At 28.3% G+C, this 25,698-nt stretch carries 29 protein-coding genes and 1 other RNA gene; 18 read left to right on the top strand and 12 right to left on the bottom strand.

The window, feature by feature from the left end; all coding sequences use genetic code 11:
* Positions 1-376: 376 nt before the first annotated feature.
* Together yfcE and BUB34_RS07155 are read right to left on the bottom strand one after the other, a co-directional pair.
* Positions 377-940, bottom strand: coding sequence for a phosphodiesterase (yfcE, locus tag BUB34_RS07160; RefSeq protein WP_073125963.1), 564 nt, complete (start codon positions 938-940; stop codon positions 377-379).
* A 27-nt stretch (positions 941-967) separates the two neighbouring features.
* Positions 968-1,768 carry an NAD(+)/NADH kinase gene (locus tag BUB34_RS07155; RefSeq protein WP_073125961.1) on the bottom strand — a complete coding sequence of 267 codons (801 nt, stop codon included), beginning with the start codon at positions 1,766-1,768 and terminating at the stop codon, positions 968-970.
* A gap of 364 nt (positions 1,769-2,132) precedes the next feature.
* Here BUB34_RS07155 and BUB34_RS07150 point away from each other — a divergent pair, with 364 nt between their 5' ends.
* The 4 genes from BUB34_RS07150 (at position 2,133) to BUB34_RS07135 (ending at position 5,816) form a co-directional block, all read left to right on the top strand.
* Complete coding sequence (locus tag BUB34_RS07150) at positions 2,133-3,302, top strand: MFS transporter (RefSeq protein WP_073125959.1); 1,170 nt, start codon at positions 2,133-2,135, stop codon at positions 3,300-3,302.
* A gap of 224 nt (positions 3,303-3,526) precedes the next feature.
* The gene (locus BUB34_RS07145) at positions 3,527-4,429 is read left to right on the top strand and encodes an RluA family pseudouridine synthase (protein WP_084120266.1); all 903 of its coding nucleotides are present in this window, start codon (positions 3,527-3,529) and stop codon (positions 4,427-4,429) included.
* 61 nt (positions 4,430-4,490) lie between these two features.
* Complete coding sequence (locus BUB34_RS07140; RefSeq protein ID WP_073125957.1) at positions 4,491-5,495, top strand: nucleoid-associated protein; 1,005 nt, start codon at positions 4,491-4,493, stop codon at positions 5,493-5,495.
* Positions 5,496-5,600: 105 nt separating this feature from the next.
* Positions 5,601-5,816, top strand: coding sequence for a hypothetical protein (locus BUB34_RS07135; RefSeq protein ID WP_073125955.1), 216 nt, complete (start codon positions 5,601-5,603; stop codon positions 5,814-5,816).
* A 34-nt stretch (positions 5,817-5,850) separates the two neighbouring features.
* On the opposite strand, the gene acpP is transcribed toward BUB34_RS07135, so the two are convergent.
* Entirely contained in the window at positions 5,851-6,078 is a 228-nt protein-coding gene (gene acpP, locus BUB34_RS07130) for an acyl carrier protein (RefSeq protein WP_073125953.1), read from the bottom strand.
* A gap of 148 nt (positions 6,079-6,226) precedes the next feature.
* Here acpP and BUB34_RS07125 point away from each other — a divergent pair, with 148 nt between their 5' ends.
* The 3 genes from BUB34_RS07125 (at position 6,227) to BUB34_RS07115 (ending at position 7,380) form a co-directional block, all read left to right on the top strand.
* Positions 6,227-6,709, top strand: coding sequence for a hypothetical protein (locus BUB34_RS07125; RefSeq protein ID WP_073125951.1), 483 nt, complete (start codon positions 6,227-6,229; stop codon positions 6,707-6,709).
* 44 nt (positions 6,710-6,753) lie between these two features.
* Complete coding sequence (locus BUB34_RS07120) at positions 6,754-6,957, top strand: hypothetical protein (protein ID WP_073125949.1); 204 nt, start codon at positions 6,754-6,756, stop codon at positions 6,955-6,957.
* Positions 6,958-7,164: 207 nt separating this feature from the next.
* The gene (locus BUB34_RS07115) at positions 7,165-7,380 is read left to right on the top strand and encodes a hypothetical protein (RefSeq protein ID WP_073125947.1); all 216 of its coding nucleotides are present in this window, start codon (positions 7,165-7,167) and stop codon (positions 7,378-7,380) included.
* A 162-nt stretch (positions 7,381-7,542) separates the two neighbouring features.
* Here BUB34_RS07115 and BUB34_RS07110 read toward each other — a convergent pair whose 3' ends face one another.
* From BUB34_RS07110 to BUB34_RS07100, 3 genes are all read right to left on the bottom strand, one after another.
* Positions 7,543-7,743, bottom strand: coding sequence for a hypothetical protein (locus tag BUB34_RS07110; protein WP_073125945.1), 201 nt, complete (start codon positions 7,741-7,743; stop codon positions 7,543-7,545).
* A 117-nt stretch (positions 7,744-7,860) separates the two neighbouring features.
* The gene (locus BUB34_RS07105) at positions 7,861-8,040 is read right to left on the bottom strand and encodes a hypothetical protein (protein ID WP_073125944.1); all 180 of its coding nucleotides are present in this window, start codon (positions 8,038-8,040) and stop codon (positions 7,861-7,863) included.
* A 125-nt stretch (positions 8,041-8,165) separates the two neighbouring features.
* A complete protein-coding gene (locus BUB34_RS07100) occupies positions 8,166-8,387 on the bottom strand; it encodes a hypothetical protein (protein WP_073125942.1) in 222 nt (73 codons plus the stop codon).
* A 334-nt stretch (positions 8,388-8,721) separates the two neighbouring features.
* On the opposite strand from BUB34_RS07100, the gene BUB34_RS07095 reads away from it, so the two are divergent.
* On the top strand, positions 8,722-9,735 hold the full coding sequence (locus BUB34_RS07095; protein ID WP_143153344.1) for a LacI family DNA-binding transcriptional regulator: 1,014 nt from the start codon (positions 8,722-8,724) through the stop codon (positions 9,733-9,735).
* Positions 9,736-9,751: 16 nt separating this feature from the next.
* On the opposite strand, the gene BUB34_RS07090 is transcribed toward BUB34_RS07095, so the two are convergent.
* Positions 9,752-10,069, bottom strand: coding sequence for a hypothetical protein (locus tag BUB34_RS07090; RefSeq protein ID WP_073125938.1), 318 nt, complete (start codon positions 10,067-10,069; stop codon positions 9,752-9,754).
* A gap of 208 nt (positions 10,070-10,277) precedes the next feature.
* Here BUB34_RS07090 and BUB34_RS07085 point away from each other — a divergent pair, with 208 nt between their 5' ends.
* On the top strand, positions 10,278-11,132 hold the full coding sequence (locus BUB34_RS07085) for a hypothetical protein (RefSeq protein ID WP_242948848.1): 855 nt from the start codon (positions 10,278-10,280) through the stop codon (positions 11,130-11,132).
* 155 nt (positions 11,133-11,287) lie between these two features.
* A non-coding RNA gene (ssrS, locus tag BUB34_RS07080) (6S RNA) lies at positions 11,288-11,469 on the top strand.
* Positions 11,470-11,552: 83 nt separating this feature from the next.
* Here ssrS and BUB34_RS07075 read toward each other — a convergent pair.
* Positions 11,553-12,566 carry a hypothetical protein gene (locus BUB34_RS07075; protein WP_073125937.1) on the bottom strand — a complete coding sequence of 338 codons (1,014 nt, stop codon included), beginning with the start codon at positions 12,564-12,566 and terminating at the stop codon, positions 11,553-11,555.
* A 172-nt stretch (positions 12,567-12,738) separates the two neighbouring features.
* Here BUB34_RS07075 and BUB34_RS07070 point away from each other — a divergent pair, with 172 nt between their 5' ends.
* On the top strand, positions 12,739-13,968 hold the full coding sequence (locus tag BUB34_RS07070; protein ID WP_073125904.1) for an exosporium morphogenetic protein CdeC: 1,230 nt from the start codon (positions 12,739-12,741) through the stop codon (positions 13,966-13,968).
* An 89-nt stretch (positions 13,969-14,057) separates the two neighbouring features.
* Here BUB34_RS07070 and BUB34_RS07065 read toward each other — a convergent pair whose 3' ends face one another.
* From BUB34_RS07065 to BUB34_RS07055, 3 genes are read right to left on the bottom strand one after another with little or no spacing between them, the layout of a single operon-like run.
* Entirely contained in the window at positions 14,058-14,714 is a 657-nt protein-coding gene (locus tag BUB34_RS07065) for a hypothetical protein (protein ID WP_073125903.1), read from the bottom strand.
* A 9-nt stretch (positions 14,715-14,723) separates the two neighbouring features.
* Positions 14,724-16,049 (bottom strand): polysaccharide biosynthesis protein, encoded by a 1,326-nt coding sequence (locus tag BUB34_RS07060; protein ID WP_073125901.1) that lies wholly within the window; start codon positions 16,047-16,049, stop codon positions 14,724-14,726.
* 51 nt (positions 16,050-16,100) lie between these two features.
* Positions 16,101-16,895: a histidinol-phosphatase HisJ family protein gene (locus tag BUB34_RS07055; protein ID WP_073125899.1), complete on the bottom strand. Its 795-nt coding sequence runs from the start codon at positions 16,893-16,895 to the stop codon at positions 16,101-16,103.
* Positions 16,896-17,005: 110 nt separating this feature from the next.
* On the opposite strand from BUB34_RS07055, the gene pdxR reads away from it, so the two are divergent.
* The 3 genes from pdxR (at position 17,006) to BUB34_RS07040 (ending at position 20,514) form a co-directional block, all read left to right on the top strand.
* Positions 17,006-18,427, top strand: a complete 1,422-nt coding sequence (gene pdxR / locus BUB34_RS07050) for a MocR-like pyridoxine biosynthesis transcription factor PdxR (protein ID WP_084120264.1) — start codon at positions 17,006-17,008, stop codon at positions 18,425-18,427.
* A gap of 23 nt (positions 18,428-18,450) precedes the next feature.
* On the top strand, positions 18,451-18,660 hold the full coding sequence (locus tag BUB34_RS07045; RefSeq protein ID WP_073125898.1) for a DUF896 domain-containing protein: 210 nt from the start codon (positions 18,451-18,453) through the stop codon (positions 18,658-18,660).
* A gap of 459 nt (positions 18,661-19,119) precedes the next feature.
* A complete protein-coding gene (locus BUB34_RS07040; RefSeq protein WP_073125896.1) occupies positions 19,120-20,514 on the top strand; it encodes an aminopeptidase in 1,395 nt (464 codons plus the stop codon).
* Positions 20,515-20,599: 85 nt separating this feature from the next.
* Here the strand turns inward: BUB34_RS07040 and BUB34_RS07035 are convergent, their stop codons facing one another.
* Positions 20,600-21,505 (bottom strand): selenium metabolism-associated LysR family transcriptional regulator, encoded by a 906-nt coding sequence (locus BUB34_RS07035; RefSeq protein WP_073125894.1) that lies wholly within the window; start codon positions 21,503-21,505, stop codon positions 20,600-20,602.
* Between the two features lie 358 nt (positions 21,506-21,863).
* Here BUB34_RS07035 and BUB34_RS07030 point away from each other — a divergent pair, with 358 nt between their 5' ends.
* The 4 genes from BUB34_RS07030 to BUB34_RS07015 all read left to right on the top strand — a co-directional run bounded on the left by BUB34_RS07030 (position 21,864) and on the right by BUB34_RS07015 (position 25,614).
* Entirely contained in the window at positions 21,864-22,592 is a 729-nt protein-coding gene (locus BUB34_RS07030; RefSeq protein ID WP_073125888.1) for a hypothetical protein, read from the top strand.
* A 241-nt stretch (positions 22,593-22,833) separates the two neighbouring features.
* Positions 22,834-24,534 carry an ABC transporter ATP-binding protein gene (locus BUB34_RS07025; protein WP_073125886.1) on the top strand — a complete coding sequence of 567 codons (1,701 nt, stop codon included), beginning with the start codon at positions 22,834-22,836 and terminating at the stop codon, positions 24,532-24,534.
* Between the two features lie 74 nt (positions 24,535-24,608).
* On the top strand, positions 24,609-24,791 hold the full coding sequence (locus tag BUB34_RS07020) for a hypothetical protein (protein WP_073125885.1): 183 nt from the start codon (positions 24,609-24,611) through the stop codon (positions 24,789-24,791).
* Positions 24,792-24,951: 160 nt separating this feature from the next.
* On the top strand, positions 24,952-25,614 hold the full coding sequence (locus BUB34_RS07015; RefSeq protein WP_073125883.1) for a TetR/AcrR family transcriptional regulator: 663 nt from the start codon (positions 24,952-24,954) through the stop codon (positions 25,612-25,614).
* Positions 25,615-25,698: the final 84 nt, after the last annotated feature.

The raw sequence follows: 25,698 nt of genomic DNA, 5'->3' as shown, positions 1-25,698 counted from the left end.
TGCTTTTGGAACATATGTAAGCACTGCGTTTAATACCTTAAACTCAATACCTCTTATTTTTTCAATTCCATCTCCTGTAAATACTAAATTTTTATCGCTAATTCCTAGAATATTTGATATAATATCATTTGAGCACATGTCAAACCTCCTCGTTTATTTTGTTGTCGTGACTTAATTATACAACGAGTTTGACATGTGTTCTTTATTTTTTTAAAAAATAATAGCGCTGATAGTAATTAGTCCATTTTTGTCTAACGACAATTATGGATTTTTTATTACCATCAACGCTAAATATTATACAGCCCAAAAAAGTAGCTCCTTTACTTTTTATAATTCATAGAAAAATTTTTCTATATTATTATATATAATCTTAGTATTAATCAATATTTATAATTTCACCATTTTCTATATCTATTAAATTGATATCTAGTTCAAATTCATCTTCATCAGAATTTATTATTTCAATTATAGCTACTGAGTGAGTACCATCTTTAGGGATTGATGTACTACCAGGGTTTAAAACTACTAAACTATCATCAAGGTAAAGTTCTTTTATATGGGTGTGGCCAAGAATTAGTATATCAGCACCCATTCTTTTAGCATTTTCAATGATTTTATCTTTAGAATCTGTATACCCGTGATTTAATAGGATTCTTACCTCTTCAAACTGACTCATAACATAGGGACTTTGTATAGGATGATTTATAACCATTTGGTCTACATCTGCATCACAGTTTCCCTTAGATATTATAATATTTTGTAGATTGTTTAAAGTTTCGATAAGTTTTTTTGGATCATAGCCTTTAGGTATATCATTTCTAGGTCCATGGTATAAAATATCTCCGCCGTGAAGTAATACGTCACAGTCGGATAGTATACTTAATGCTTTTTCAAAATAAAGTGAACTACCATGAGTATCACTCATAACTCCTATTTTCATATTAATTCCTCCTAAACTGATTATAACTTATAAGAATTTTTCGGAAGCTCTTCCCCAAAATTCATAATTTGACATTCTAAGTAGCTTTATTTTTAGATTAGATAAAAATAAGTTTACACTAGAAAGTTTATTTACTCGTCTTTCAACACCATCAACTACTATCAAAATAGAGTCTTCAAATCTATATTCAGGTGTTATTTTTATCAAAGAATCATTAGAGAATATTATACTAGATGTAAAACACCTATATGCATTTGTATTTATCGGGTGCAGTGGAGTTAGTTGCATGATTTCTAGTCTACTATCAACAATACTACCCCCGGCAGCATAATTATATGCAGTTGAACCAGTAGGAGTAGAAATAATCATACCATCACCGCTGAAATTTTGAACATGCCTATCGTTAACTGTGAGGTTAAGATGTATAGTTCTCGACCTATCTCCCTTTATGACCACCTCGTTTACCCCGAAGACACTTTCTTTTCCCTTTTTTGTATAGATATCGGCTTGAAGAAGAGTTATTTCTTGGATAAGGTAATCTTCTTTTTTATAATTTTCAATAAATCTATCGATATCATCAGGGTAAATCTCAGGGAAAAAACCGAGATGCCCTGTGTTTATTCCCATAATTGGAACTTGAGGAAAATTGAAATCGTGGACGGTCTTTAAGAAAGAACCATCTCCTCCTATTGATATAATAAGTTCTGTGTCTGGATGGAAATCATAACATACCTCAAATCCAGCCTCTGTAAGTTTTTTATTTAACAGCTCTTTAGTTTCAATAGATTTATTCAATTTATTTGAATTTATAGTTATAATTTTATTCATATTTCCACCTCTTTATAACACATAGAAATTTATAGAATTTTGAGTTTTGAATATCGTACAAAATATATGTATTACCATATACTTTGTATTATAACACAAAACAATAGGAAGTATTATAATATATAGTGCCAGTATAAATGAGATTAACAACTTATAATTAATAGTACAGGTATATAAATAAACTTAAATGACTGAAAAATGACTGAAAAAATGTTAATGAATTAACTATAAATAACTATATCTATTCGAATTGAAAAATATTAAATTATTTTATTTAGAGAAAATGTAAAAAAACTAATCTGTTAAGATTTCCATGTTATAGGGTATAATATAACTAGAAATTTTAAGACAGTTAGGAGATATAATGGACAGTAACAAAATCAAAAAAATAATATTCATAAGCTTTATAACCATGGCAACTTTCAACATGGCACACCCAGTAACTCCAAATCTAATAAATACTTTAGGTTTACCGACTTATATGTTTGGAGTATTTTATTCTACTATGGCAATATCCAATTTTGTAATGTCACCCATTTGGGGATCAATATCTGATATAAGAGGAAGAAAAAATATAATGATTATTGGAGTAGTAGGTTATGGTATAAGTCAGCTAGGATTTGGATTTATTCCTAATCAGTTTATAATTTTGATATTTAGAATAATGGCAGGGGCTATGTCAGTGGCCTTCACTACTGTATCAATAGCATATATCACAGATATCTCTACAGAGGAAGAAAGAATCAAGTATATGTCTTATCAAACCGCTACTATATCTATAGCAGCATCGGTTGGGGCATTATTAGGAGGATTTATAGGAGGATATGGGTACAAATATACTTTTTTAGTTCAATTTATAAATTGTATTATATCTGGAGCTGTAATTTACTTTATATTAGATGAAACTGTTTGTATTAAATCTGATAAGATTAAGATTTATCTAAAGCACTTAAAGCCAGGAAAAACATATATAGACCTAAGTTCAACACTTGGAGTTATGATGGTAGTAATGACCCTTATAACCATTTCAACGACTGCATACAATTCAAGTATAAATTATTATGTAGAATCAGTTTTACATATGTCCACTTCGATAAATGGTATGGTTATGGCCTTAGCAGGAGTCGTTGCCCTATGCATGAATTTATTTGTAAACCCTTATTTAAGCAAAAGAGTAGAAGATATAAAAACTATATACATAGCATCGGCAATAGCTGGTATTTCTATTTTGCTTGCAAGTTTAAGTTCAAACATTTGGTTTAGTTTGATGATGATAATAGTATTTTTGGCTGTCAGTGCACTAATAACACCGATACAGCAAAGCTTGATTTCTAAATTGGCAAAAAATAATTATGGAGAAGTCATTGGTATACAAGGTTCATTTAAGGCTATAGGAATGGTGACAGGCTCATTGGTATCTGGATTTATATTTGACTATGGAAATAGACTACCGTTTGTTTTAGGCGGTATTTGTTGCATATTAGTTACATCGTTATTGTTTGGAAGAAGCAAGAATTTAAAGGAACAAGTATAAGTTTAAAAGAATAAATTTAGATAGCTTTAAAAAAATAAATTTATATAGTTTTAATTAGCTGTATAGATTTATTTTTTTATAATGTATAGGAAATTATATGCATTTCAAAAAAATTATCCTTTAAAGGTTTTAGATAGAAAATTTTATATTATACATTACCCTATAATTAAAAATTAGTGTAAAATATATAATTAAAGGCAAAAATCATATAAGGCGGTGTAAAATTGTTTAAAAAAGAAGAACAAAGATATAATCTCATGTCATACATAAGTGAAGAAGAGTTGACTCTTAAAGAAATATTATTAGATAAATTAAACTTCTCAGTAAGGTCTTTATCAAAAATGAAGAAAAACAGATCTGTATTTGTCAATGGTAAATATAAAAAACCTTCAGAAAAGGTACTAGAAGGAGACTTAATAGAAGTTAAAATAGAAGAAGAGATGGCAGGGTTTGAGCCACAGGATCTAGGTATTGAAATTTTATATGATGACTTTGATTTAATAATGGTAAATAAACCACCTTTTATGGTAGTTCATCCGACAAAAAGTCATTTTGATAATACCATTGCAAATGGTGTAACTTACCATATAACTAAAAAGGGAGAGCCTGTAAAAATAAGGTTTGTGAATAGGCTTGATATGAATACATCAGGTCTTGTAGTTGTAGCGAAAAATGCTTATGCCCATCATACTCTATCAACAGATATGGGGGAAAATAAGGTAGAGAAAACATATATAACAGTAGTAAAAGGTATAGTAGAAAATGAAGAAGGGACTATAGATCAGCCGATATATAGAACATCTGAAGATTCAATAAAAAGAGTTGTAGATGAAAGAGGGCAAAGGTCTATAACACACTATAAGGTATTAGAACGTTTAAATGAAGCTACTGTATTAGAAGTGAAGCTAGAGACTGGTAGAACACATCAAATAAGGGTTCATATGGATTATATAGGTCATGGGATAATAGGTGATGAACTTTATGGTTATGTAGATGAGAGTTTAATAAATAGACAGGCTCTACATGCATATAGCTTAGAATTTAATCAACCTAGAACTAAGGAAAAATTAAGGTTTGAGGCGAAACTTCCAAAGGATATGGAGCTTTTAATAGAAAGGTTAAAATAGAAATAAAGAAAATATAATCTGGTGTTGTTGTATACATTGGATGTTAAATAGAGGTGGAATTATGATAATACATAAGTTTATTATTCACGTTTTGGACAAAAACAGTGAAATGCCAATATTAAATGATTATGAAGGTAAAATAAATCAAGAAGTGGATAAGTTTTTTCAAAAGATAATAAAAAGAGTTACAAAGGATGATGATTTAAGAAAAGGAGTATTTAAAAACTATAATGACAATATAATAAAAAACTGCTGTGAACAAATTATATATGATGAAAATACATTTTTACAAAACTCCAAAGAAATAGCAGCATATCTATTTGAAATTATGAAAATAAATGCAGAAATAGAGTCTTGTGATTTGGCTATATGTCTTTATACAGTTAAGGATGAAAAAAATGTTGCTATAATAAAATTAGATTATAAAAAACTTTACACTCATTCTATAGAATTTGTAGACGATAAATTTAATATTCAAATGGTGTCTAATGAAATAGGTATATCAGAAACACAAAAGCAAAAACAGTGTGCTTTAATAGGGCCAAATGGTATAAATGATGAGTATCATCTAAGACTTTTAGACAAAGATGCAGAAAAACAAGGTGTGGAATCTAAGTTTGTGACAGAATTTTTAAATGTAGAAAAAATAGACGATGATAAATACAAGACCAAGGTATTTAAAAATACCACTGAAAACTGGATAACAAACGCATTGAGTAGCGATATAAAACAGGCGGAGGACGTAAGAAGTATACTCAATTATACATTGAAAGAAAAAAATGAAATAGATGTAGATGACTTTGTTGAAAACTCTATATCGGATTCTAATCTTAGAGATAGCCTAAAAGAACATATGGAAGAGAAGGGATTAGACCAAAGGTTTAATATAGACAAAAAATGGGTAGAGAAGAAGCTTAAAAAGAGAAATATAAAGACAGACAATGGGTTTGATATAAAAGGGAACCTATCTGATTTTGAAGATCCTATGAAATATAGTGTAAGACAAAATGAAGATGGTACTATAGATATTGTAATAAAAAATGTTACATTTTATGAGGAAAAATAAAAAGTTAATAGAGTAGGTACAAGCATTTATAACCTAGAATCAACATATATATAATTAAGTATATAAATTTGCATCAAGGATTATATTTTTTAAAAGGAGGCAGCTATGGCAAATTTAGGGGATATGTTGAGAGGTTTTGACTGTATAGATGATAACCCTTTATTATTATTTATTATAATAGGGGCAGTAGTTCTTTTATTGATAGGACCAGATAATTTATGTTGTTTTTTCGAACAAAGTGATTCGTTAGTATGGATTATACTTGTTGTTTTAATAGTACTTTTATTTAGCAATAGTTATGATGATGGATGTTGTTGCTAAAACAAAAAAACCGAGTTAATAACTCGGTTTTTTTTTATTTGATATCTTCTATAAATCTACATATATCTCCGATGCTTTTGAAGTGCTCAGCTTCTTCATCAGGTATCTCTATTTCATACTCATCTTCAAGGGCCATAATTATTTCGACAGCATCTAAAGAGTCTGCTTCTAAATCATCTATTAGAGATGTTTCTAAAGTTATCTCATCTAAATTGTCTAATCCTAATTGTTCTGCTATTATTTCTTTGATTCTTTCAAACATATTAATCCTCCTAAAGCAGTTAAGTAATTTTAATTGTAGTTTAATATAATATTAAATAATTTTCAATATCCAATTGGTAAAAAGTAATATTTTTTTAAGAAATGAATATAAATTTAATATATTAATAAATAAACTTAGGAGGAATGTTATGAAGTATGTAGGACTATTAGTATCATCTATATGTGTTACTTTAGTAGTGCTGGTGAATTTTTATTATAACTCAATAACTTTGGATATGCAAAAGATGGAGGATTATGTTATGGAAATTAATATAATCTCAGAAGAGGTAATAAAAAATAGTTCAGAAATAGATAAAAATAAAAAAGAGTATGTAGATAGATTGGTTAAAATTAAGGATGGTATAAAAAGTAGTAAAACATCATTTTTAGTATGTGATTATAAGGAATACAAAATTAAATCTATAGATAGTTTGATAAAGACTATATCTAAGAATGAAGATAAATATTTAAATGACTTTAATCTATATAGTAAATTAGGTGATGATGAATTAGAGGGATTAATAAATAAAAAATTTGTTTCTATTCTATCCAGACCATCTAATAGGCAAGTTCGTACACAACAAGCTAAGGGGTTAGAGGTAACTTATTTATTTAATAAAGCATATATTTAGTTAAGGATAAATTTTGACTAAATAAGATTTGAGGGGGGAAGGTCATGGCAAAACTAGAAGATACTTTATCACGTTTCTTGGGGGGAGATGATGGCCTTTTTGGTAATAAGATGTTGGTAGTAATAGTCATAGTATTCTTGCTATTATGTACAGATATTTTAGAAGTTTTCTTGGAAGATGAAAACGCCTGGGTATGGGTTATATTAGTGATATTATTATTATTTAATTTCGATGATTGTTGTTGCTAGTAGATCTATCTATATAATAAAAACTTAATCCAAAAAAAGAGACCTGTGGGGTTTCTTTTTTTTTGAGTTAATAGATTAGTTTAGAAGAATAAACTTTATTTATAGAAGTCAAATGTGGACAAATCCAGGAACATTTTTACTATATTTACATAATATGTAGTAAATAGGAGAATAAACACCTAAAAAATAAATAAGGGGGCTAAAAATATGTCAAATGAGAATAAACTGTCAAGATTTTTTGGATGTGGACCATGCAACAAAGATCTATTTGGGCCTGGGTTCATAGTGCTAATTATAATAGTGGCAATTCTTGCACTAGGAGAAGATATAATACAGTGGCTATTTTGTGATGACATGGCATTAATATGGATAGTACTAATAATACTTCTTTTAACTAGCTTTGATGATGGTTGTTGTTGCTAATTATAGTATATAAACAATTAGTTAAAAAATAATGGAACTAGGGGATAGGCAAAGATTTTTAATTGCCTATTCTTTAGTTCCATTATTATATAAAAAAACAAAAGGTGTTGGAATATAACCAACACCTTTTGAATATCTACTAATCTTAGATATATTTATATATTAGCAGCATCCACATCCGTCATCTTCAAAGAATCCAGCGCATGAACAAGTTATTAATAATAATATTAAGAAAGGTATCCAAGCCATTATATCTATGTCTACCCAACTTTCACCGAAAGCTAGGAATAAGAAGAATAATACTATTATCCACCATGCTCCTGCTCCGAAGAATCCATCTTCACCAAAAAATCTACTTAGCATAATTAAGTCCTCCCCTTAATAAAATTGATTTAAATTATAGTTCTAACCCTTAACTGATGATTAGTTAAAATACTTTTAGTATGTTATATTATATGAGATTATATATATTTTGTTACCCTAATCTAAACATCCACCACAGCTACAAAGTATTAATAATATTATCAAGAAAGGTATCCAAGCCATTATGTCTATGTCTACCCAACTCTCACCAAAAGCTAGGAATAAGAAGAATAATACTATTATCCACCATGCTCCTGCTCCAAAAAATCCATCATCACCGAAAAATCTATCTAGCATAGTACGTTACCTCCTGTTGATATTTAATTTATTGAGCTTTCGCTCTTAAGATATACTATGCTAGTTAAGTGAATTTTGATAATACTTTCGTACCTGTTATGAAAATTTTTTTAGTGATTTTTATACTAGCAACCGCAATCATAATTGTTATCAAAACATCCGCAGCTTCCGTCAAATCCACTAGAACATGAACACACTATTAATAGTAGTATTAAAAAAGGAATCCAATCAGTTATACATATTTCATTCCAGCATTCTTGAAATGCCAAGAATAAAAAGAATAAAACTATAATCCACCAACCACTGTTACCGAAACAGTCAAAAACCCTTCCAAACTTATTATTCATAAAAAAAATCCCCCTTTAATAATGAATTATTTATGTAAGTACAAAGTTGTCGTGTAATATTCCCATAATATAGTATGCAGTAGATAAAAAATTGTTATTGTTTTTTGTGATATATATAAATTAATATAAAAAGTTTACAAATTAATATAAAGGATATAATTAAGAAGAGGATAAACGTATATTTCTATAAAAAATAAAGAATATAATCTATATAGTATTTATATGAATATAAATTTATGGTAAAATATAATTTTACTTAACAGATAACTAGTTTTATATTAAATAGATAAAAGTTAAAATACAAATAGGAATTAATAGAAGGAGGAAATTGTACTTGAAAAATAACATAACAATAAAAGATGTTGCAAAACAAGCAGGAGTTTCTATATCTACTGTATCAAGAGTTATAAATGACTCAAAACCAGTAACGGACGAAGTAAAACAAAAGGTTTTAGATGTTATAAAGGAAACGGGATACATACCAAATCCACTTGCTAGAAGCTTAGTAACTAAGAAAAGCCAGTTAATAGGAGTTATAGTGCCAGAGGTGTCGGATTCATTTGTAAACGAAATTTTAAATGGTATAGAGGAAGTTGCTAAGATGTATGACTATGATATACTTTTAGCAAATACATACTCTGATAAAGAACAAGAGTTAAAAAGTATAAATCTACTTAGAGCAAAACAAGTAGAAGGAATAGTCATGATATCTTGGATAGTAGAACAAGAGCATATAAACTATATGCAAAACTGCGGTATACCTGCTACATATATAAGTAAAACGGCTAGGGATTATGATATATATACGGTTAGTACTAGCAACAAAAAGGCAACTTTTGATATGACAAAGTATCTAATAGATAAGGGCCACGAAAAAATAGCTTTTATAATGACAAGCAAAGATGATACTATCTTAGAAATGGAAAGACTAGCAGGTTATGAAGAAGCACTTGAACAAAATAATATAAAACTAGATAAAAATCTTATTAAATATGGTGGAACAGAATATGAAAATGGTTACCAAAGTATGAAGGAATTATTAGATGAAGGAATAATACCTCATGCTGCATTTGTTACAGGTGATGAGGCTGCTATAGGTGCAATTAATGCTATATGTGATGCAGGATATAGGGTTCCAGAAGATATATCAGTAGCAGGATTCAATGATGTTAAGATTGCAAAAATGTATAAGCCTAAATTAACTACTGTTCATCAACCTCTATATGATATGGGAGCTGTAGCTATAAGAATGGTAATAAAATTAATAAATAAGGAAATATTAGATAATAAAAAAGTGGAATTGCCATATAAGATTATAGACAGAGAAAGTGTTATAGAAAGAAAATAAGGAGTCATATGACTCCTTATTTTTTTACCTTTTTAACGACCTTTTTAACTTTTTTACCAGATTTTTTTTCTTTTATCTTGCTTTCTACCTCTGCATTTGAAATTTTATTCATAATAAAATCCAACTTTTTCTTTTGATCTTCATCTAAAAATGCTTTAAATTTTGAAACGACTTCCTCGCGTCCTTCCAAATTTTTACCTATTTTAATTAGTTCATCCATCAATTCACTTTCAGATTTACCCTTATAGTTATCAGCTATTTTCTCAATTTTATCTTTATCTATATTTTTTTGTTTGGCCATTTTTTCTAAAGAATCGGTATCTATTTTTTTCATAAAAAATACTCCTTTCTATAATATATAGTGGGTTTAAGTCATAGTATTTATATATAGATATAAACCTATAATTGTGATTGATAAACAGTAAATAAAATTTCTTATAGGTAATGTATATGCAGTTGAATTAAAAAAAAGTAACGTTAATTGAATAGAAAACATATTTTATATATAAGGTAGTAGTATATATTTTAAGGGGTGACTTTTATTGAATAACCTATTGTTGATAATCGGAATGATTGCGTTAAGTAATGGAAATATATCATTATTTGATAATAAAAATAAATCTGTACCTAAGAAAGTAAAAAAGAAAAAACCTAAAGGTAATCAGAGTGAGAAAAGCAGTTCAAATCCCAAGAAAATCAATAAGAAATCAAAACGAAAAAGTAAGGATTTAAAAGGGGATAGTGATAATATGATTAAATTTAATATGAACGATATAAATAGAGGTATTAAATTGATGGATTTAAGCGATGATGATTTGGAGCGCGGTATGGATATAATAGTAAGGACCAAAAAATATATGTCTCCTGATGAAAAAAAGATATTGATAAAAGTAGAAAGCCTATTGGATTTGGTAAAGGGGATCAAAAAGCTTAGTAATATTGATACAATAGATTATGAGGAAAGTAATTTCTTTAGGAGTATGGATGAAGAAGATAAAAAAAATATGATGATAAAAGAAATATTAGAAGTATTCCCTGAAAAAAGAAAAGAATCAATTGAAAAGGCTATTGATATGAAAAAGAAAATTGAATTATTCGCAGAACTATTTTTACCAGATGATTTTGGAGAGGGAGGATTTAGTTTAAGTTCACTAGCTAGTATAAATAACTTAGGAAGTGCAAATAACCTTAAATTATTAGGAAGTCTCCTAAGAGGAGAGGATACTTATGAGGATTATGAAGATGATGAATATGAATACTATGGTGAATACGAAGATGAGGAGTATAATGATGAAGATGACGGCGAAGGTGAAGATGTTGAATATGAATACGAGTATGAATATATAGAATACGAGGATTATGAAGATGATGAGGAAGATAATTCCAAAGAAAATTAAAAAAAATTTACATACTAAGACGAAAAAAGTTAATAATAAGTGTATAAAATAATGATAAACTATGTGGAATTTAATAGCTTCAAAATATAATATTACATGAATTGCTATATAAAACCACTTTAAAAAATACAGGATTTATTATATAATAAATATATGAAATCCTGAAGCATGCGATGAAGCTTGTTTAAATTCAACCGACAAATGTTATACGGGAGATTGTGTTTAGTGGATTATAACATGCCTACTTTGTTAGGACGTTAAAAACTACTAACAGATCACCCACCTGGGAGTATCTCGGGTATGAATTTATACAGCTCAACGGTGTTTCGGGATATTTTTGATAAAAACTCCTCTATATGTCGTTTATATTGCGACAGCTAGAGGAGTTTTTTAGTTTATATATAGTTTTAGAGTTTACCTTTAAAAACCTAGTATTTCAACAGCTGATGATGTAGTAAATATACAGCTTGCATTATATGGAAGATCATCTTTGTAATTTGATATAAATCTAGCTCTTACGAAGTCATCTTCTACGCTGAATTCATCTGTTTTTTGGTTTGACCATGTTTTTCCTAAATCGTAGGATATACTAGTATTAAGCCTTCCAAAATCAACCCACATTACATAAGTTATAGAACCTTTTTTTAATAAACTAGGATACATACAGGTAGACGGTTTTGTTAGGGAATTAGAAATCTCTATATCGAAGCTACCTTCATTTAAATAGCCGTTTATGTATCTAACTACATATCCAGAGTCTATTTTTTCACAGAAGCTTATATGATAGAAATTCATACTGTCTTTCAGGATAGAGAGATAAACCTTATTATTTCCTGAATTTGTAATCTGTATAGGCTTTGACCATGTTAAATTACTAGAATTAAACTGAGAAAAAAATAACTCTTCATGATAGTCTACTAATTTAAAATAAAATACTACCAAAGAATTTTGATTAGATATAACAGAAAAATCATCTAATAGTATGTTGTCTATAAAGTCTATTTTGTTTTCTATCCAGCAATCTCTTTGTTTGTAGTGATGAAATAGTGCGCAGGCATTAGAGTAATTGGTATCATAAACATAATAGAGTATATGTGTAGAGTCATCTAGACACTTTATATAAGGAAATGATATATCGAACTTTTCATTGTCATAACTCAAAATTTCCTTACTAGAAACCTTAGTAGAATCTTTAGGAATTTCAATCATAAAAAGAGATTCATCGTTATATATACCGTATATATTATCATCTTTATCTAATGATATGTAAAAATTTGTAAAATCAATATTTGTCTTTGGAAAAATTTTTTGGGATGATACCAACTCATTTTCACAGTTAAAATAATCAAACGTTATGCCATCTTCTAATCTTATGAAAAACATATCTTTGTTTGAACGTCTTATAATAGTTGAGCAATTATTAAAAAAACTCATATAGGTCCCCCTTACTAAGTATTTACATTATATGTATATTTAAGTAAAAAATATTTATTCTATTTTTAAGTAATTGCAGGTAAGTAACAAATATAAAGAAAAACGCATATTATTAATTAGGCAAGAAAAAGCCAGATAGTTAATAATTCGTTTAAGGGGAGGACAATATAAAATGCAAGATCTTAAAAAAAATAGAAGAAAAGTTATGAACAAACAAGTTGAACCAGTTGAAGATAGTGTTAGTACTGAAGAAGTATTAGAAGAAGTATTAGAAGAAGATATGTCAAGAGGAGTAAATAAATCCAAACATCACCATGGAGATAGTTGTGAATGCAATCATGAACATCATCATCACCATGATAATTGTGGTTGTGATCATGGGCATAGTGATTGCCAAGTTTATGAATGTACAATATGCAACTGCAAACCTAAACATGATGACTGTGAACCATGTGGAGTAGAATCAGCAGAGAATTGTTTTGATAATAAGTGTGGTCCAGAATGTTGTAGCCCTATAACTCCTCAAAAGCTATCAACATCTAATAGCATACCATATGCAATCGAGACAAACAGAGTTTTTGACACTATGGCATTCCAAGTATTTACTGATGCAACAGCTCCAAATGGAGAGCCATTAACTTTTGATATAGAAGTAGTAGAAGTTAATGGACCTGTTCCAAAATCAGGTCAAGTTAATGTAACTATAGAAAAAGTATGTGTAAATAGTACAGGTACAATAATAAATACAGGGGTAACAAGTTTAGAAGATTTTGATATAGATCCATCAACACCAATGGTTGGAGGAAACTGTGAAACTGTATTTGAATATGATGTATGTGGAGAAAGAAACAGCGAATGCTGCAGAAGAGGAAAAGGAACTTCAGTTTCTTACAAACAAAAAGGATTGACAATAACAGTAGAAGATTTAGTATTAGAATTAAGAGGTAAATGTGGATGTACAAAATTTGTTGCATTAGCATACCCAGCAGTTAAGGAAAGATCACATGGATGCTGTAAATGTAGAGTTGATGATGTTGAATTTACATTCAATACATTATCAGCACCAATATGCTTACCTTCTGATGGAAGATCAGTAGTTTTAAGACAAGAGTACAAAACTAACCTAACAGTAGATTGTATAGGTAAGGCATTCTTAAGTTGCAATTGTGATTGTGAATACGAACTATGTATACCAAATGATATAGACGTAGTGCTTTGTGTACAGGAAGTTGTTAGTACACTTATAAGTGAACAAATAGTTGTTCTAGGAGCTGCAAACCCAATTGAACCAAGAGTAGTAGATACTTTCTCTCAAATATGTGATTTCCCAATATGTGGACCTAATAGTAGAGAAGAAGGAAGAGAAAGAAAAAATTGTAGAGACAAACATTGTGATTGCTAAATTTAAGTAATCTATAAATATAGAATTTATATACAAAATGGTGTATTCATATGAATACACCATTTTAATTTAAACTATAAAATAGGCAACTATAATTTATAACTCAAACTATAACAATATTCAAATAAATCGTGCTTTATATTAGGTTTGTCGGAGCACGGTATATCTGATATTTCACTTGTTCTAAATAGTCTATTAGGTTTAATCCATGATCTAGATTCACTATTAAATACTATGAGGTGGTTATTTAAATCTTTAGTAGAGTAATCTAAAGAGTTATATTCAAAAATAATGTTAGATAAACTATCTATTTCTAATTTATAGATAGATTCATCGTATTTGTAGATGCTATTTATATTGTGTCTAGATACACTATAGTTTTTGTAATTGAAGTTTAAGTGAGAAACCCTATATATATCTTCTGCTATAGGGTATTGTTGAACTACAAATATATTTAAAAAGTTATTTATTATAAAAACCCTCATATTCTTTATATTTTTAACAGAGTTAGAAACCTTACACACAACTTTTTTTCTCCAGTAATTTTTATGACTCATAATATGTATGAGTTTTCCATTGAAATCTATACAACAGATGTGAATCCTCTTTTTATTATCTATATTTGCACAATATGAATGTATGTTATTTGCTAATTTTTCTGTATGTTCATTTATATTTTTTATGTAAAGACAATTTTTATCTGTATATATATAAAATGGCTTTAGATCTTTATTATTAAGATTCATTTTTACCTCCTAATGTTTGAAATTTTTTGTTGCCTTTACCAAAACTAGGGCATGTAATAAGCATGTAAGCATTGAAACTGCTGTAGCAGTATAAATATATGCATATATATTTAGTTTGGGTATTGGTAATAAGTAATATAGACAGACCAATTGGATAACCATCCCAACTACTGTATTTACACTTGCTATAAACTCTTTATTGATAGCGTGAAGTATACTTGATAAAGTCTGGTTTAGTGATAAGAATAAAGGGATTAAACACATGGATTTTAGATAATAACCAGCCAATTGATTCTTAAAAATACTTAGGCATAAATCATTTCCATAAAAGTAAAAAAATGTGCTTGATATTATTCCTACGAACAAAGTAAGTAGTATAGAGTAATTTATTTTTTTTGTTATATTATTATAATTATTAAGTGCCATCTCCTGAGATATACTAGGAATTAAGTTTACTACTAATGCAGAGCCAACTGTAAATGGAAGGTAAATAAAGGGCATTACCATCCCACTTATAATTCCATATATACTAAGTGCTTTATAATACGTAAACCCAGCCAAAACCAATCTAGAAGGAACTATAATAGAGCTAATTGAATGTAGAAATATATTTGACATACGGTTACAGGTTATGGGGAAAGATATTTTTAATGTCTCCAAAGATGAGTTATAAAATTCCTTTATATTTATAGTGTACTTATTACTAAAGTATGGTTTCTTGTATAGAAATATGAGCATATACAGGATACTTGCTATTTCCCCTAGCGATACTCCCAAAAGAGCAACATAACAATTCAAAAATCGATCATTTATATATAGGATAATTGAAAGTACTAGTATTATTCTGCTAACTTGTTCTATAATTTGGCTGATGGCTGGAATCTTTACTTTTTTTATGCCATAGTAATATCCTCTAATAACATTTGATATTGTAACAATAACAATAGCTGGGCAAATAGCTAATATAAGCAAACTAAAGTCAGAGTTATGTAGTATTTTAGATGATATAAATTTGCTATTTAGTGAAACCACCAAAGACATAGTCATTGATATAAAAAAGGCTATATATAAAGTTGATATAAAAAGAACATTAGAATAGTGGTTATCTTTTATAGCTTTTCTTTTTGCAACCAAACAACTTAGGGCAGTTGGTATACCAGTTGTAGTGAAAGCTAAGCATATCATCAAAAAATTAAATACTATATGATACATACCCAAATAGGTTTCACCCAGATATGTTGATAATAATACTTTATATAAAAAACCAAGTATACGAGCTATAAAATTGGATACAAACAGAATAATAGTTGATAATACGAGGTTAGGTAGTCTCAAAAAAATCACCCCCTTATGCTTAAATATATTCATAAGAGGGTGATAAAATAATTATATTTTTATAAATTCTGGCTTCATGCTATCAAATCTAGTAACATAATTAAAGCCCATTTGTTTTAATAGTGAATAGATATAATCAAATTTAGTAGCTATTTGATGTGTAGCGTGAGAATCGGATCCTGTAGTAATAATTTCACCGCCTAAATCCTTATACATCTGAAGTATGTATCTAGATGGAGTTAAATCAGGTAGATTGTATCTGTAACAAGAAGTATTTATTTCTATACCCTTGCCATCTTGTATAGCCTGTTTTAATATGGCTTCAATTATATCTGAGAATAGCTTATCATCTAATAGTTTGTCATAATTTCCATATCTTTTAATTAAATCTAAATGTCCTAATACAGAATAGTCCTTATAATTTTTTATAACATTATATACCTGCATATAATACTCTTCATAAGCTTGATGCTGAGTTTTATCTTTAAAGTAAGAGTCAAAATACAAGTCAAGTTTATTTATAGCATGAACAGAACAAATTATAAAATCAAAAGGATACTGGTTTGCTTCAATACTACATTTATCAACTATTTGAGTTTGAAGGCCAAATTCTAATCCCTTTTTTATTGATATTTCATTTTTATATTTATTTTTAAGAAACTCAAGTTTTTCAAAGTAGTCATTATAATTAATTCCAAAACAAATATCGGTTTCTAAGTCATAGTCTACATGATCTGTAAAACATATCTCCTTTAGACCCAACTCTATTGAATTTTTAACCATGTCTTCCATGTCTGTTTTACTATCAGCAGAGAAGCTTGAGTGCATATGATAATCATAAAACATAAATATTTCCCCTTTTTATAAAAAATTTTGGTATTATATATACATACTAAATAATATCAAATATAAAGAAAAGCATCAACAAAGTATGAAAAGTATAAGTGGTGATAATTATGCGAAAATATAATTTTGAATTAAAAAAAGATAAGAGCAAGTACTTGCAAATATATAACCATATAATGGATTTAATATTAAAAAAAGAAATACAGGCAAATGAAAAACTACCACCGATAAGAAAATTAGCTAAGTATATGGGTGTAAACAATACGACAGTAGTAAAATCATATGAGCTTTTAGAAAAAGAAGGATATGTATACAAGACTGTTGGAAGTGGGACATTTGCATCGAGCTTAAGCAACGAAAAACCAAATACTGTAACTGAAGGAGAAGATATTATACATCTTGATAATGGAAATCCTTCTACGGGTATATTTCCTATAGAGGACTTCAAAAGTGCCGTTAATATGGCTTTAACTCATGATGGAAGCTCTATATTCGAGTATGATGAGGGACTGGGATCAGAAGATCTAAGAGGGAAGATAGTTGAGTATTTGAAGACTAGAAATATAGATACTGAAAAGGAAAATATTCAAATAATATCTGGAGCTCAGCAAGGTATAGATATTGTATGTAAGGGACTAATAAATTACTCAGATGTAGTATTTGTAGAAGAACCTACTTATAATGGTGCAATAGAAGTATTTAAGAGTAGAGGTGCAAAAATAATATCAATACCTATGTTAGATGATGGGATTGATATAGGTATATTAAAGTTAAAACTCGAAAAAATAAAGCCAAAATTAATATATACTATGCCTAATTTTCAAAATCCTACGGGAATATCATATTCTACTTATAAAAAGAAAAAGTTGATAGAATTGGCAGAAGAGTATGGGTTTTATATAATAGAGGACGACTTTATAAGTGATTTTGCATTTAATTCGTTGGATAATAATCCACTTAAAAGTTATGATGATAAAAATAGGGTAATATATATAAAGAGCTTCTCAAAAATACTTATGCCAGGGCTTAGAATAGGTGTAGTAGAAATACCGAATGAATTACTTCAAAAGGTATTATGGGCGAAGTATTCATCGGATATCTCAACACCGGGTCTTATACAAAGATCTATGTACTACTATATGGAAAATTTTGACTGGGACGAGTATTTAAAGAACATAGAAAATATATATACTCAAAAGTATAATTTTGCACAAAGTCTAATAAAAGAAAAGTTATCCTCTAAATTAAACGTTAGAAATTCTAATGGAGGTATAAACTTCTTCTTAGAACTTCCAAGAGGTTATTTATCCAGAGATTTTACTGAGTTTATGCGAAAAAAAGGGGTATCAATGCTTCCAGGGACTTATTTCTTTGATAATTTAGTAGATGATAGATACTTTAGGATAAATATAGCAAGGGCAAGTATACAAGAGTTAGAAAAGGGAATATCTATAATAAGTGAAAATTTAGATGAGTTCCTAAAAGAATATAAAAACAAAATAAATTTAAGAAGTAATAGATTATTCTATTAGATTTATAAGTTTAGGAGGACAAAATGTTTGATCAAAAAAAATTAGATAGAATCAATGAGTTAGCTAAAAAAAATAAGGCAGAAGGATTAACAGAAGAAGAATTAAAGGAAAGAGAAGTTCTAAGAAAAGAGTATTTAGAAAATTTTAGAGCTCACTTTAGATCAAGATTAGACTGTGTTAAGGTTGTTTCGCCTGAGGAATATGAAGATTATATAAAAAATAATAAAAATTAAACTAATTAATATAAATATTAAATTAGACTGCTAACTTTGAAATGGGGTCATCTAACCTGGCAATTAGTCAAGATTGACCCTCATTTCACATTAGGGATATTTTAAAAATAGTAAATTTACGTTTAAATTATATATTGCGCGACAATAAAAATTATGCTAACATTCAAATTGATTAACTATTTTAATAATGCGATAATAGATATTAGTTAAGGAAAAATGTGAAAAAATATTAATTAAATACTGCATACACACTGTTTTACTTAATAATTTAGAAATATAACTATTTATATTTTTATTTTCCAGAGGGGTATTAATAAGCTCGATTGTTTATTTAGTAACAATATCTAGAGTATAATTAAATTTATAAGACTAATAATAAGCTTTATGAAAACGATAACCTATTGTCAAAGTATAAAATAGTTAATTAAAATAAAATAAAAAATAATTTGGAGGGTAGATATGGAATTAAAACATGAGTTTAAAAATGTATGGGAAGAAATATCAAAAAATGGAAATATGCAAGAAGTTTTAGAATACTCTAAGTCATATATGGACTTCTTGGATAAGGGGAAAACAGAAAGATTATCAATAAAAGAAATACAAAGATTAGCAACAGAAAAAGGATACATTTCTTTAGAAGAAGCTATGGAAAAAGGAAACATAAAATTTGGTGATAAAATATACGCTATAAATAAAGATAAAGCAATAGCACTGTTTTTAATTGGTAAAAATGAACTAGAAAAAGGTTTAAAAATTGTAGGAGGGCATATAGATTCCCCTAGAATAGATATAAAGGCTAACCCATTATATGAAGAAGCTAACTTAGGATTTTTAAAGACACATTACTATGGTGGAATCAAAAAATATCAATGGACAACTATACCACTTGCTATGCATGGTGTAGTTATATTAAAAGATGGTAAAAGAGTAGATATCTGTATAGGAGAAGATGATTCAGATCCAGTATTCTCTATAACAGATTTATTAGTTCACTTATCAGCAGATCAAATGCAAAAGAAACTTGGAGAAGGAATAAGTGGAGAGAGTTTAAATATATTAATAGGACATATGCCATTAGAAGGTGAAGAGAAAGAAGCTATAGAAGCTAATATATTAAAATTACTAAATGAAAAGTATGAAATGACAGAAGAAGACTTTTTAAGTGCAGAAATACAAATGGTTCCTGCTGGAAAGGCTAGAGATTTAGGGTTTGATAGATCTATGATATTAGGTTATGGACATGATGATAGAGTATGCTCTTATGCAGCAGTTAAATCTATATTAGATATAGATGCTAGCGATTATACATCAGTAGTTCTATGCGTAGACAAAGAGGAAGTTGGTTCTCAAGGTAACACTGGAATGCAATCTAGATTCTTTGAAAATACTTTAGCTGAACTTATAGAATTAGAAGGAAATTACTCTGAATTAAAGGTAAGAAGATCAATGGCAAACTCTAAGGTATTATCAGCAGATGTTTCAGCTGGTTATGATCCTAACTTTGCTGATGCTTATGAAAAGAGAAATTCAGCATATATGGGTAGAGGATTAGTTTTAAACAAGTATACTGGAGTTAAAGGTAAAGCTGGATGTAATGATGCAAACGCAGAATTTATGGCTGAGGTAAGAAGAATATTCAACAAAGAAAATGTAATTTGGCAAACTGCAGAACTTGGTAAAGTAGACCAAGGTGGTGGTGGAACGATAGCCTACATATTAGCAAATTATGGAGCTGAAGTTATAGACTGTGGTGTATCTGTTCTTAATATGCACGCACCATATGAAATAGTATCTAAAGCTGATTTATATGAAATGTACAAAGGCTACAAGGCATTTCTTAGTGTAAATTTATAAGAAAAAGATAAATTTACATAATAAAAAGAAACATGTAAAAAAAGAAAACTGTAAAAAAAGATAGGGGCTATTTTAAAAATAGCTCCTATCTTTTTAGTTCAAAATAGTCTGATAGCTTGTCTAAAAATTTATCTTCTAAAGGAGTAAAGGTTTTCTTTTTAGAATAAATAAAGTAAAATTTTCTAGTGAAGTCGAAATCTTTTACCCTGTAAAAATTTATTTTGCCTGAATTAATATAATCAATAGCTGATATATATGATATAAAAGAAACTCCAAGACCAATTCTAACCATTTCTTTTATTGCTTCGTTTGATTCAACATGGGCTACAGTATTTAATTTATTAACAGGAAAATCCTTTTGATCTAAAGTACTTAATATTAAATTTCTAGTACCAGAACCTTCTTTTCTCATAATAAAATTGAAGTTATAAAGTTCACTAACATCTATATAGCCGTTAGTATTTTCTATTTTAAAATTTGATGGAGTTATAAGAACTAGTTCATCATCCACCAAGTCTATATACTCTATTTGTGGGTTATTGATTTTGGAACCTACAAGACCAAAACTTATTCTTTCGTTTAAGATTTCTGATATAGCGTACTGAGAATCATAATGGCTGATGCTGAATTTCACATCTGGATATTTAGATGAAAAATTCTTTAGAAAATCAGGTAGTATATAGGTTTCAGGTATAGAACTACATGCCATATCGATAATACCTTCTATTTTACCGGAGTATTCTTTTATGTCGTATACAGCTCTTTTACAATTATTTAATATGTATATAGCATGCTCATAAAGAATTTTACCGGATTTTGTTAGTGTAATAATTTTGTTGCTTCTATTGACGAGAACAGTATCCAATTCTCTTTCTAAATTTTGAATATGTGCGCTAACTGTTGGTTGAGTCAAAAAAAGTTCTCTTGCAGCTTTTGAGAAACTTTGGTGTTTTACGACAGCAACAAATACTTCAAGTTGTTTAAAATCCATTAATAAATCCCCCTTAAATCATCTAATTACATTATAGCATAAATGTTAAATTAATAGTAAAGTCGTATGTTAAAAGTTATAAATAAGTGTAGTATTTTCAACTTCTTTGCGTATTGTGGAATAATTTGCTATAATAGATAAGAATGTTTACTTTAAATCTTTTAATTTTATATTATCTAAAATCAATCGAAACGATAAAATATTTCAAAAAAATTACAAAATTACTATAGTTGTTACTAAAATTTAAAAAGTATTATATAATTACTTTTAATAAATGAATATAGTTATATGTAAAAACAATTAAATATAATTTATCTATAGATAAATTATATTAGTTCATAAAAAGGAGGATTGATTTATGAAAATTAAAATATCATTGCTTATCACTATAATGAGTATACTTGTTGCTGGATGTAGCATTAATAATAAAGAAGATAATTATGTAGCGGATAGTGTTACCAAACAAAAAACTATGACAAAGGTACAAAATGATGCAAGTGAGATAATAGATAAGGACTATGACTATGTTATAAAAAATATGGGTATACCTCGTAGTATATTTTATTATATAAATCTTAGCGATGTAGAAAAGTCAAAAACAGTAGAGGAACTTATAGATGAGAAGACGTTTAAAGTTCTAACTTATCCTAAAAATACGGAAGATAGTAATATAGAAAAGAGTGCGTTATATATATCACTTGAGGATAACAAGGTTATAGATGTTGAGACTCGCGGGTTGTTAGAAGGATCAGAGGAAGTCTCTACTGATGATTCATATATTATTATAGAAAAACGAAGAGAAGAGGCAAAACTATTATCAAAGGACATAGAAGGTTTAGATTTTAAAAAATATATGGGCGTAAATATAAAAGATTTTGAGAGTTTGTTAGGCGATAATAGTTATGATTTTAAGATATTTGATAAAAGTAGAAAAGAAAATGTTATAGGATATCTGTTAAAGGAAGATAGCGGCGAAATAAAAAAAGCTTTAGTGATATCTAAAGAAGGCAAAAATATAAAAAATATTAAAATAATAGATAAAAAAAGTTCTGTAAATAGTATACTGGGATCTATAATAAGAGACTAGAAGGTTATACTAAAAAATATAATAAGTAACATATAAGGCAAAAGTATAAAAAATATACTTTTGCCTTTTTACGAAAAAGGTAAACAAGATTATACTATTTAGAATTTAGTGATTAATATCGTCTAAAATTGGATATTAAAATAATTATGAATAAATGATAAAATATTTTTTTATATTAAAATACTGACTTTATAGTATATAAAAAATAAAATATTAAAATAGATAGGTAGGGGAAAATAAAATGATAAAAGAATTTGTTAAGTATTATAAACCATACAAAAAATTATTTATATTAGATCTTTTAGCTGCATTTTTATTTGCACTATGTGATTTGGCTTATCCTATGATAGCTAGAAATATAATGGATGATGTTGTTCCAAACAAGGACATGAGGATGCTAATTGTATTTGTAGTTGCCCTTTTATTTATATTTATATCAAAATCTGCCCTTAATTACTTTATGCAGTATTGGGGACATGTTGTAGGTGTTAGAATGCAGGCTGATATGAGAGAGAAAGTTTTTACTCATCTGCAAAAATTACCTAATAGTTATTTTGATAACAATAAAACAGGTGTAATTATGTCTAGAATAATAAATGATTTGATGGATATATCTGAGTTAGCACATCATGGTCCAGAGGATTTATTTATATCTATAGTGATGCTTATAGGCTCATTTTTTATACTTTTAGACATAAATGTAACACTTACTCTTATGGTATTTATGGTAATACCTTTTGTGGTTTGGTTTGCAGCATACCAAAGAAAAAAAATGAATAAGGCTTTTATGGAAACTAGAGTAGAGACAGGAAGTGTAAATGCAACTTTAGAGAATAGTATTGCAGGAATGAAAATTACAAAGTCATTTTGTACTGAAAAAGAAGAATTTGAAAAGTTCTCTAAAAGCAATAATATATTTAGGCATGCAAGAGAAGGTGCTTATAAAGTTATGGCAGAATACTCTGCAGGTATGAATTTATATATGGATATTTTAGAACTTATAGCTCTTGGAGCAGGAGGATACTTTACGTATCTAGGCAAAATAAGCTTGGGTGATTTTGCAGCATACATACTATATGTAAAAATGTTTGTTCAGCCTATTAAAAAACTTATAAACTTTACAGAACAATATCAAAATGGTATGACTGGATTTGAAAGATTTACAGAGATAATGAAACAAGAACAAGAAAAAGAACCTAAAAATCCTATTGAACTAAAAAATGTAAAAGGAAATCTAGAAATAGAGAATGTTTCATTTAAATATGAGGATGAAACACAGGTTTTAGATGATTTAAGTTTATCAATTGAAGCAGGTAAAACTATAGCATTAGTAGGACCTTCAGGTGGAGGAAAAACTACTTTGTGTAATTTAATACCTAGATTCTATGATTTTGAAAAAGGCGATATAAAAATAGATGGAAAAAGTATAAGAGAAGTTAGTTTAAAATCATTGAGACAAAATATAGGTGTGGTACAGCAAGACGTGTTTTTATTTACAGGGACGATAAGAGACAATATTCTTTGTGGTAACCCAGATGCTAATGAAGAAGAATTAATAGATGCGGCTAAAAAGGCTAGAATACACGACTTTATACAAACACTACCTAAGGGGTATGACACTTATATAGGTGAAAGAGGAGTTAAATTATCTGGAGGACAAAAACAAAGAATATCAATCTCTAGAATATTCTTGAAAAACCCACCAATAATAATTCTTGACGAAGCAACATCTGCACTAGATAATGTAACAGAAAAGGAGATACAGTTATCTTTAGAGGAACTAAGTAAAGATAGAACCAATTTAATTGTTGCTCATAGATTGTCTACTATAAAAAATGCAGACGAAATAATAGTATTGACTGATAATGGAATTGAGGAGAGAGGTACTCATGATGAGTTACTAAATAGAGGTGGAATCTACAGTAAGTTACATCGTGAATAATAAAATAAGAATACAAAAAGCCTTTTTGGATAAATTAAAGATATAAAAAATTATATATCTTGGAGGCGACTGTAATGAATAACAACAAAAATAGACTTAAGGATAGACCAAAATCAAAAGCGGAAATGAGAAAAATGTACTCTGAACACGGTTCTGAATTAGGTGTAGAACACGGACAAAAAGTAGGAGCAAGAGATTCTGGTACTAATAAAACTAAAAGTGAGAAACTATACAATAAAGTAAAAAAAGAAGATTAAAAAAATATTTAAAGGGGTGATTAGTACTTGACAATCATCCCTTTTTGATACTAAATTATCAAGGTGCCTATTTACTTACAAAATCAAAAAGAATATAATTTTTATGATAACAAAATAGATTTAGTATTATCAACAATAAAAGTTTAAAGGGGATATATTTATGAAAATAGAAAAGTTGGCAGATATTAGACGGAAAATAATAAAGGAAGCTTCAAAATTATTTATATATCAGGGCTATAACAAAACCACTATAAGAGAAATAGCAAATGTTTCTGGAGTAGGGAGAGGTCACCTATACTATTATTTCAGGAAGAAAGAAGATATTTTGTTATATCTATACAAAGATCTCCTGGAAAGAATATATAAACTAATAAGCGAGAGTTACAATCATGGAAGTGAGCCATTAGTAAATTATGCAATAAGTCAGTGTGTATATACTCATATAATAGCCAGTTCCAAAGAGCTATTTAGGATGTATATAGAGGGTTCAAGCATAGATGTTGTTAGAAAAGAATATATAAATATACTAATAGATTTATTTAATGAAAAATTAGAAGGAACGGATTATAGTTTTAACAAAAAAGACATATATTTAAGTACAACTATAGGATGTTCAGGAGAAAGTGAGCTTTTAAATAGATACTATAATGGAGAAGACGAACTAGATTTAACAAGTATAGTCGAGAGTACAATTAAAACTAGATTATTATTATTAAATATAGAATCAAGCAAAGTTGAAAGTATTACAAAAGAGGCTATTAGAATATCAAATAGTTTAAATACCGAAGAGTTAATATCAATGCTTGGTATACTACATTTTTAAAAGGAGAAGTTATAAGCTCCTTTTTTTATGTAAAAGTTACAAAAATGTTATTGACATAATCTTGGGCGTGCCCTACAATATATC

The organism is Asaccharospora irregularis DSM 2635 (genome assembly GCF_900129815.1).
Classification (GTDB): domain Bacteria; phylum Bacillota; class Clostridia; order Peptostreptococcales; family Peptostreptococcaceae; genus Asaccharospora; species Asaccharospora irregularis.
The sequence above is the reverse complement of the archived record's forward strand: the minus strand, read 5'-3'. Positions and strand labels throughout refer to the sequence as shown.

What these genes read in the sequence shown, in the direction of transcription:
- BUB34_RS07135 (WP_073125955.1), top strand. Translation starts at nt 5,601, where the DNA reads ATGGCAAATTTAGGGGATATGTTGAGAGGTTTTGACTGTATAGATGAT.
- BUB34_RS07020 (WP_073125885.1), top strand. Translation starts at nt 24,609, where the DNA reads ATGAATAACAACAAAAATAGACTTAAGGATAGACCAAAATCAAAAGCG.
- pdxR (WP_084120264.1), top strand. Translation starts at nt 17,006, where the DNA reads ATGCGAAAATATAATTTTGAATTAAAAAAAGATAAGAGCAAGTACTTG.
- BUB34_RS07035 (WP_073125894.1), bottom strand. Translation starts at nt 21,505, where the DNA reads ATGGATTTTAAACAACTTGAAGTATTTGTTGCTGTCGTAAAACACCAA.
- BUB34_RS07120 (WP_073125949.1), top strand. Translation starts at nt 6,754, where the DNA reads ATGGCAAAACTAGAAGATACTTTATCACGTTTCTTGGGGGGAGATGAT.
- BUB34_RS07070 (WP_073125904.1), top strand. Translation starts at nt 12,739, where the DNA reads ATGCAAGATCTTAAAAAAAATAGAAGAAAAGTTATGAACAAACAAGTT.
- BUB34_RS07155 (WP_073125961.1), bottom strand. Translation starts at nt 1,768, where the DNA reads ATGAATAAAATTATAACTATAAATTCAAATAAATTGAATAAATCTATT.
- BUB34_RS07090 (WP_073125938.1), bottom strand. Translation starts at nt 10,069, where the DNA reads ATGAAAAAAATAGATACCGATTCTTTAGAAAAAATGGCCAAACAAAAA.
- BUB34_RS07100 (WP_073125942.1), bottom strand. Translation starts at nt 8,387, where the DNA reads ATGAATAATAAGTTTGGAAGGGTTTTTGACTGTTTCGGTAACAGTGGT.
- yfcE (WP_073125963.1), bottom strand. Translation starts at nt 940, where the DNA reads ATGAAAATAGGAGTTATGAGTGATACTCATGGTAGTTCACTTTATTTT.
- acpP (WP_073125953.1), bottom strand. Translation starts at nt 6,078, where the DNA reads ATGTTTGAAAGAATCAAAGAAATAATAGCAGAACAATTAGGATTAGAC.
- BUB34_RS07015 (WP_073125883.1), top strand. Translation starts at nt 24,952, where the DNA reads ATGAAAATAGAAAAGTTGGCAGATATTAGACGGAAAATAATAAAGGAA.
- BUB34_RS07065 (WP_073125903.1), bottom strand. Translation starts at nt 14,714, where the DNA reads ATGAATCTTAATAATAAAGATCTAAAGCCATTTTATATATATACAGAT.
- BUB34_RS07140 (WP_073125957.1), top strand. Translation starts at nt 4,491, where the DNA reads ATGATAATACATAAGTTTATTATTCACGTTTTGGACAAAAACAGTGAA.
- BUB34_RS07045 (WP_073125898.1), top strand. Translation starts at nt 18,451, where the DNA reads ATGTTTGATCAAAAAAAATTAGATAGAATCAATGAGTTAGCTAAAAAA.
- BUB34_RS07110 (WP_073125945.1), bottom strand. Translation starts at nt 7,743, where the DNA reads ATGCTAAGTAGATTTTTTGGTGAAGATGGATTCTTCGGAGCAGGAGCA.
- BUB34_RS07055 (WP_073125899.1), bottom strand. Translation starts at nt 16,895, where the DNA reads ATGTTTTATGATTATCATATGCACTCAAGCTTCTCTGCTGATAGTAAA.
- BUB34_RS07150 (WP_073125959.1), top strand. Translation starts at nt 2,133, where the DNA reads ATGGACAGTAACAAAATCAAAAAAATAATATTCATAAGCTTTATAACC.
- BUB34_RS07105 (WP_073125944.1), bottom strand. Translation starts at nt 8,040, where the DNA reads ATGCTAGATAGATTTTTCGGTGATGATGGATTTTTTGGAGCAGGAGCA.
- BUB34_RS07025 (WP_073125886.1), top strand. Translation starts at nt 22,834, where the DNA reads ATGATAAAAGAATTTGTTAAGTATTATAAACCATACAAAAAATTATTT.
- BUB34_RS07125 (WP_073125951.1), top strand. Translation starts at nt 6,227, where the DNA reads ATGAAGTATGTAGGACTATTAGTATCATCTATATGTGTTACTTTAGTA.
- BUB34_RS07030 (WP_073125888.1), top strand. Translation starts at nt 21,864, where the DNA reads ATGAAAATTAAAATATCATTGCTTATCACTATAATGAGTATACTTGTT.
- BUB34_RS07115 (WP_073125947.1), top strand. Translation starts at nt 7,165, where the DNA reads ATGTCAAATGAGAATAAACTGTCAAGATTTTTTGGATGTGGACCATGC.
- BUB34_RS07075 (WP_073125937.1), bottom strand. Translation starts at nt 12,566, where the DNA reads ATGAGTTTTTTTAATAATTGCTCAACTATTATAAGACGTTCAAACAAA.
- BUB34_RS07040 (WP_073125896.1), top strand. Translation starts at nt 19,120, where the DNA reads ATGGAATTAAAACATGAGTTTAAAAATGTATGGGAAGAAATATCAAAA.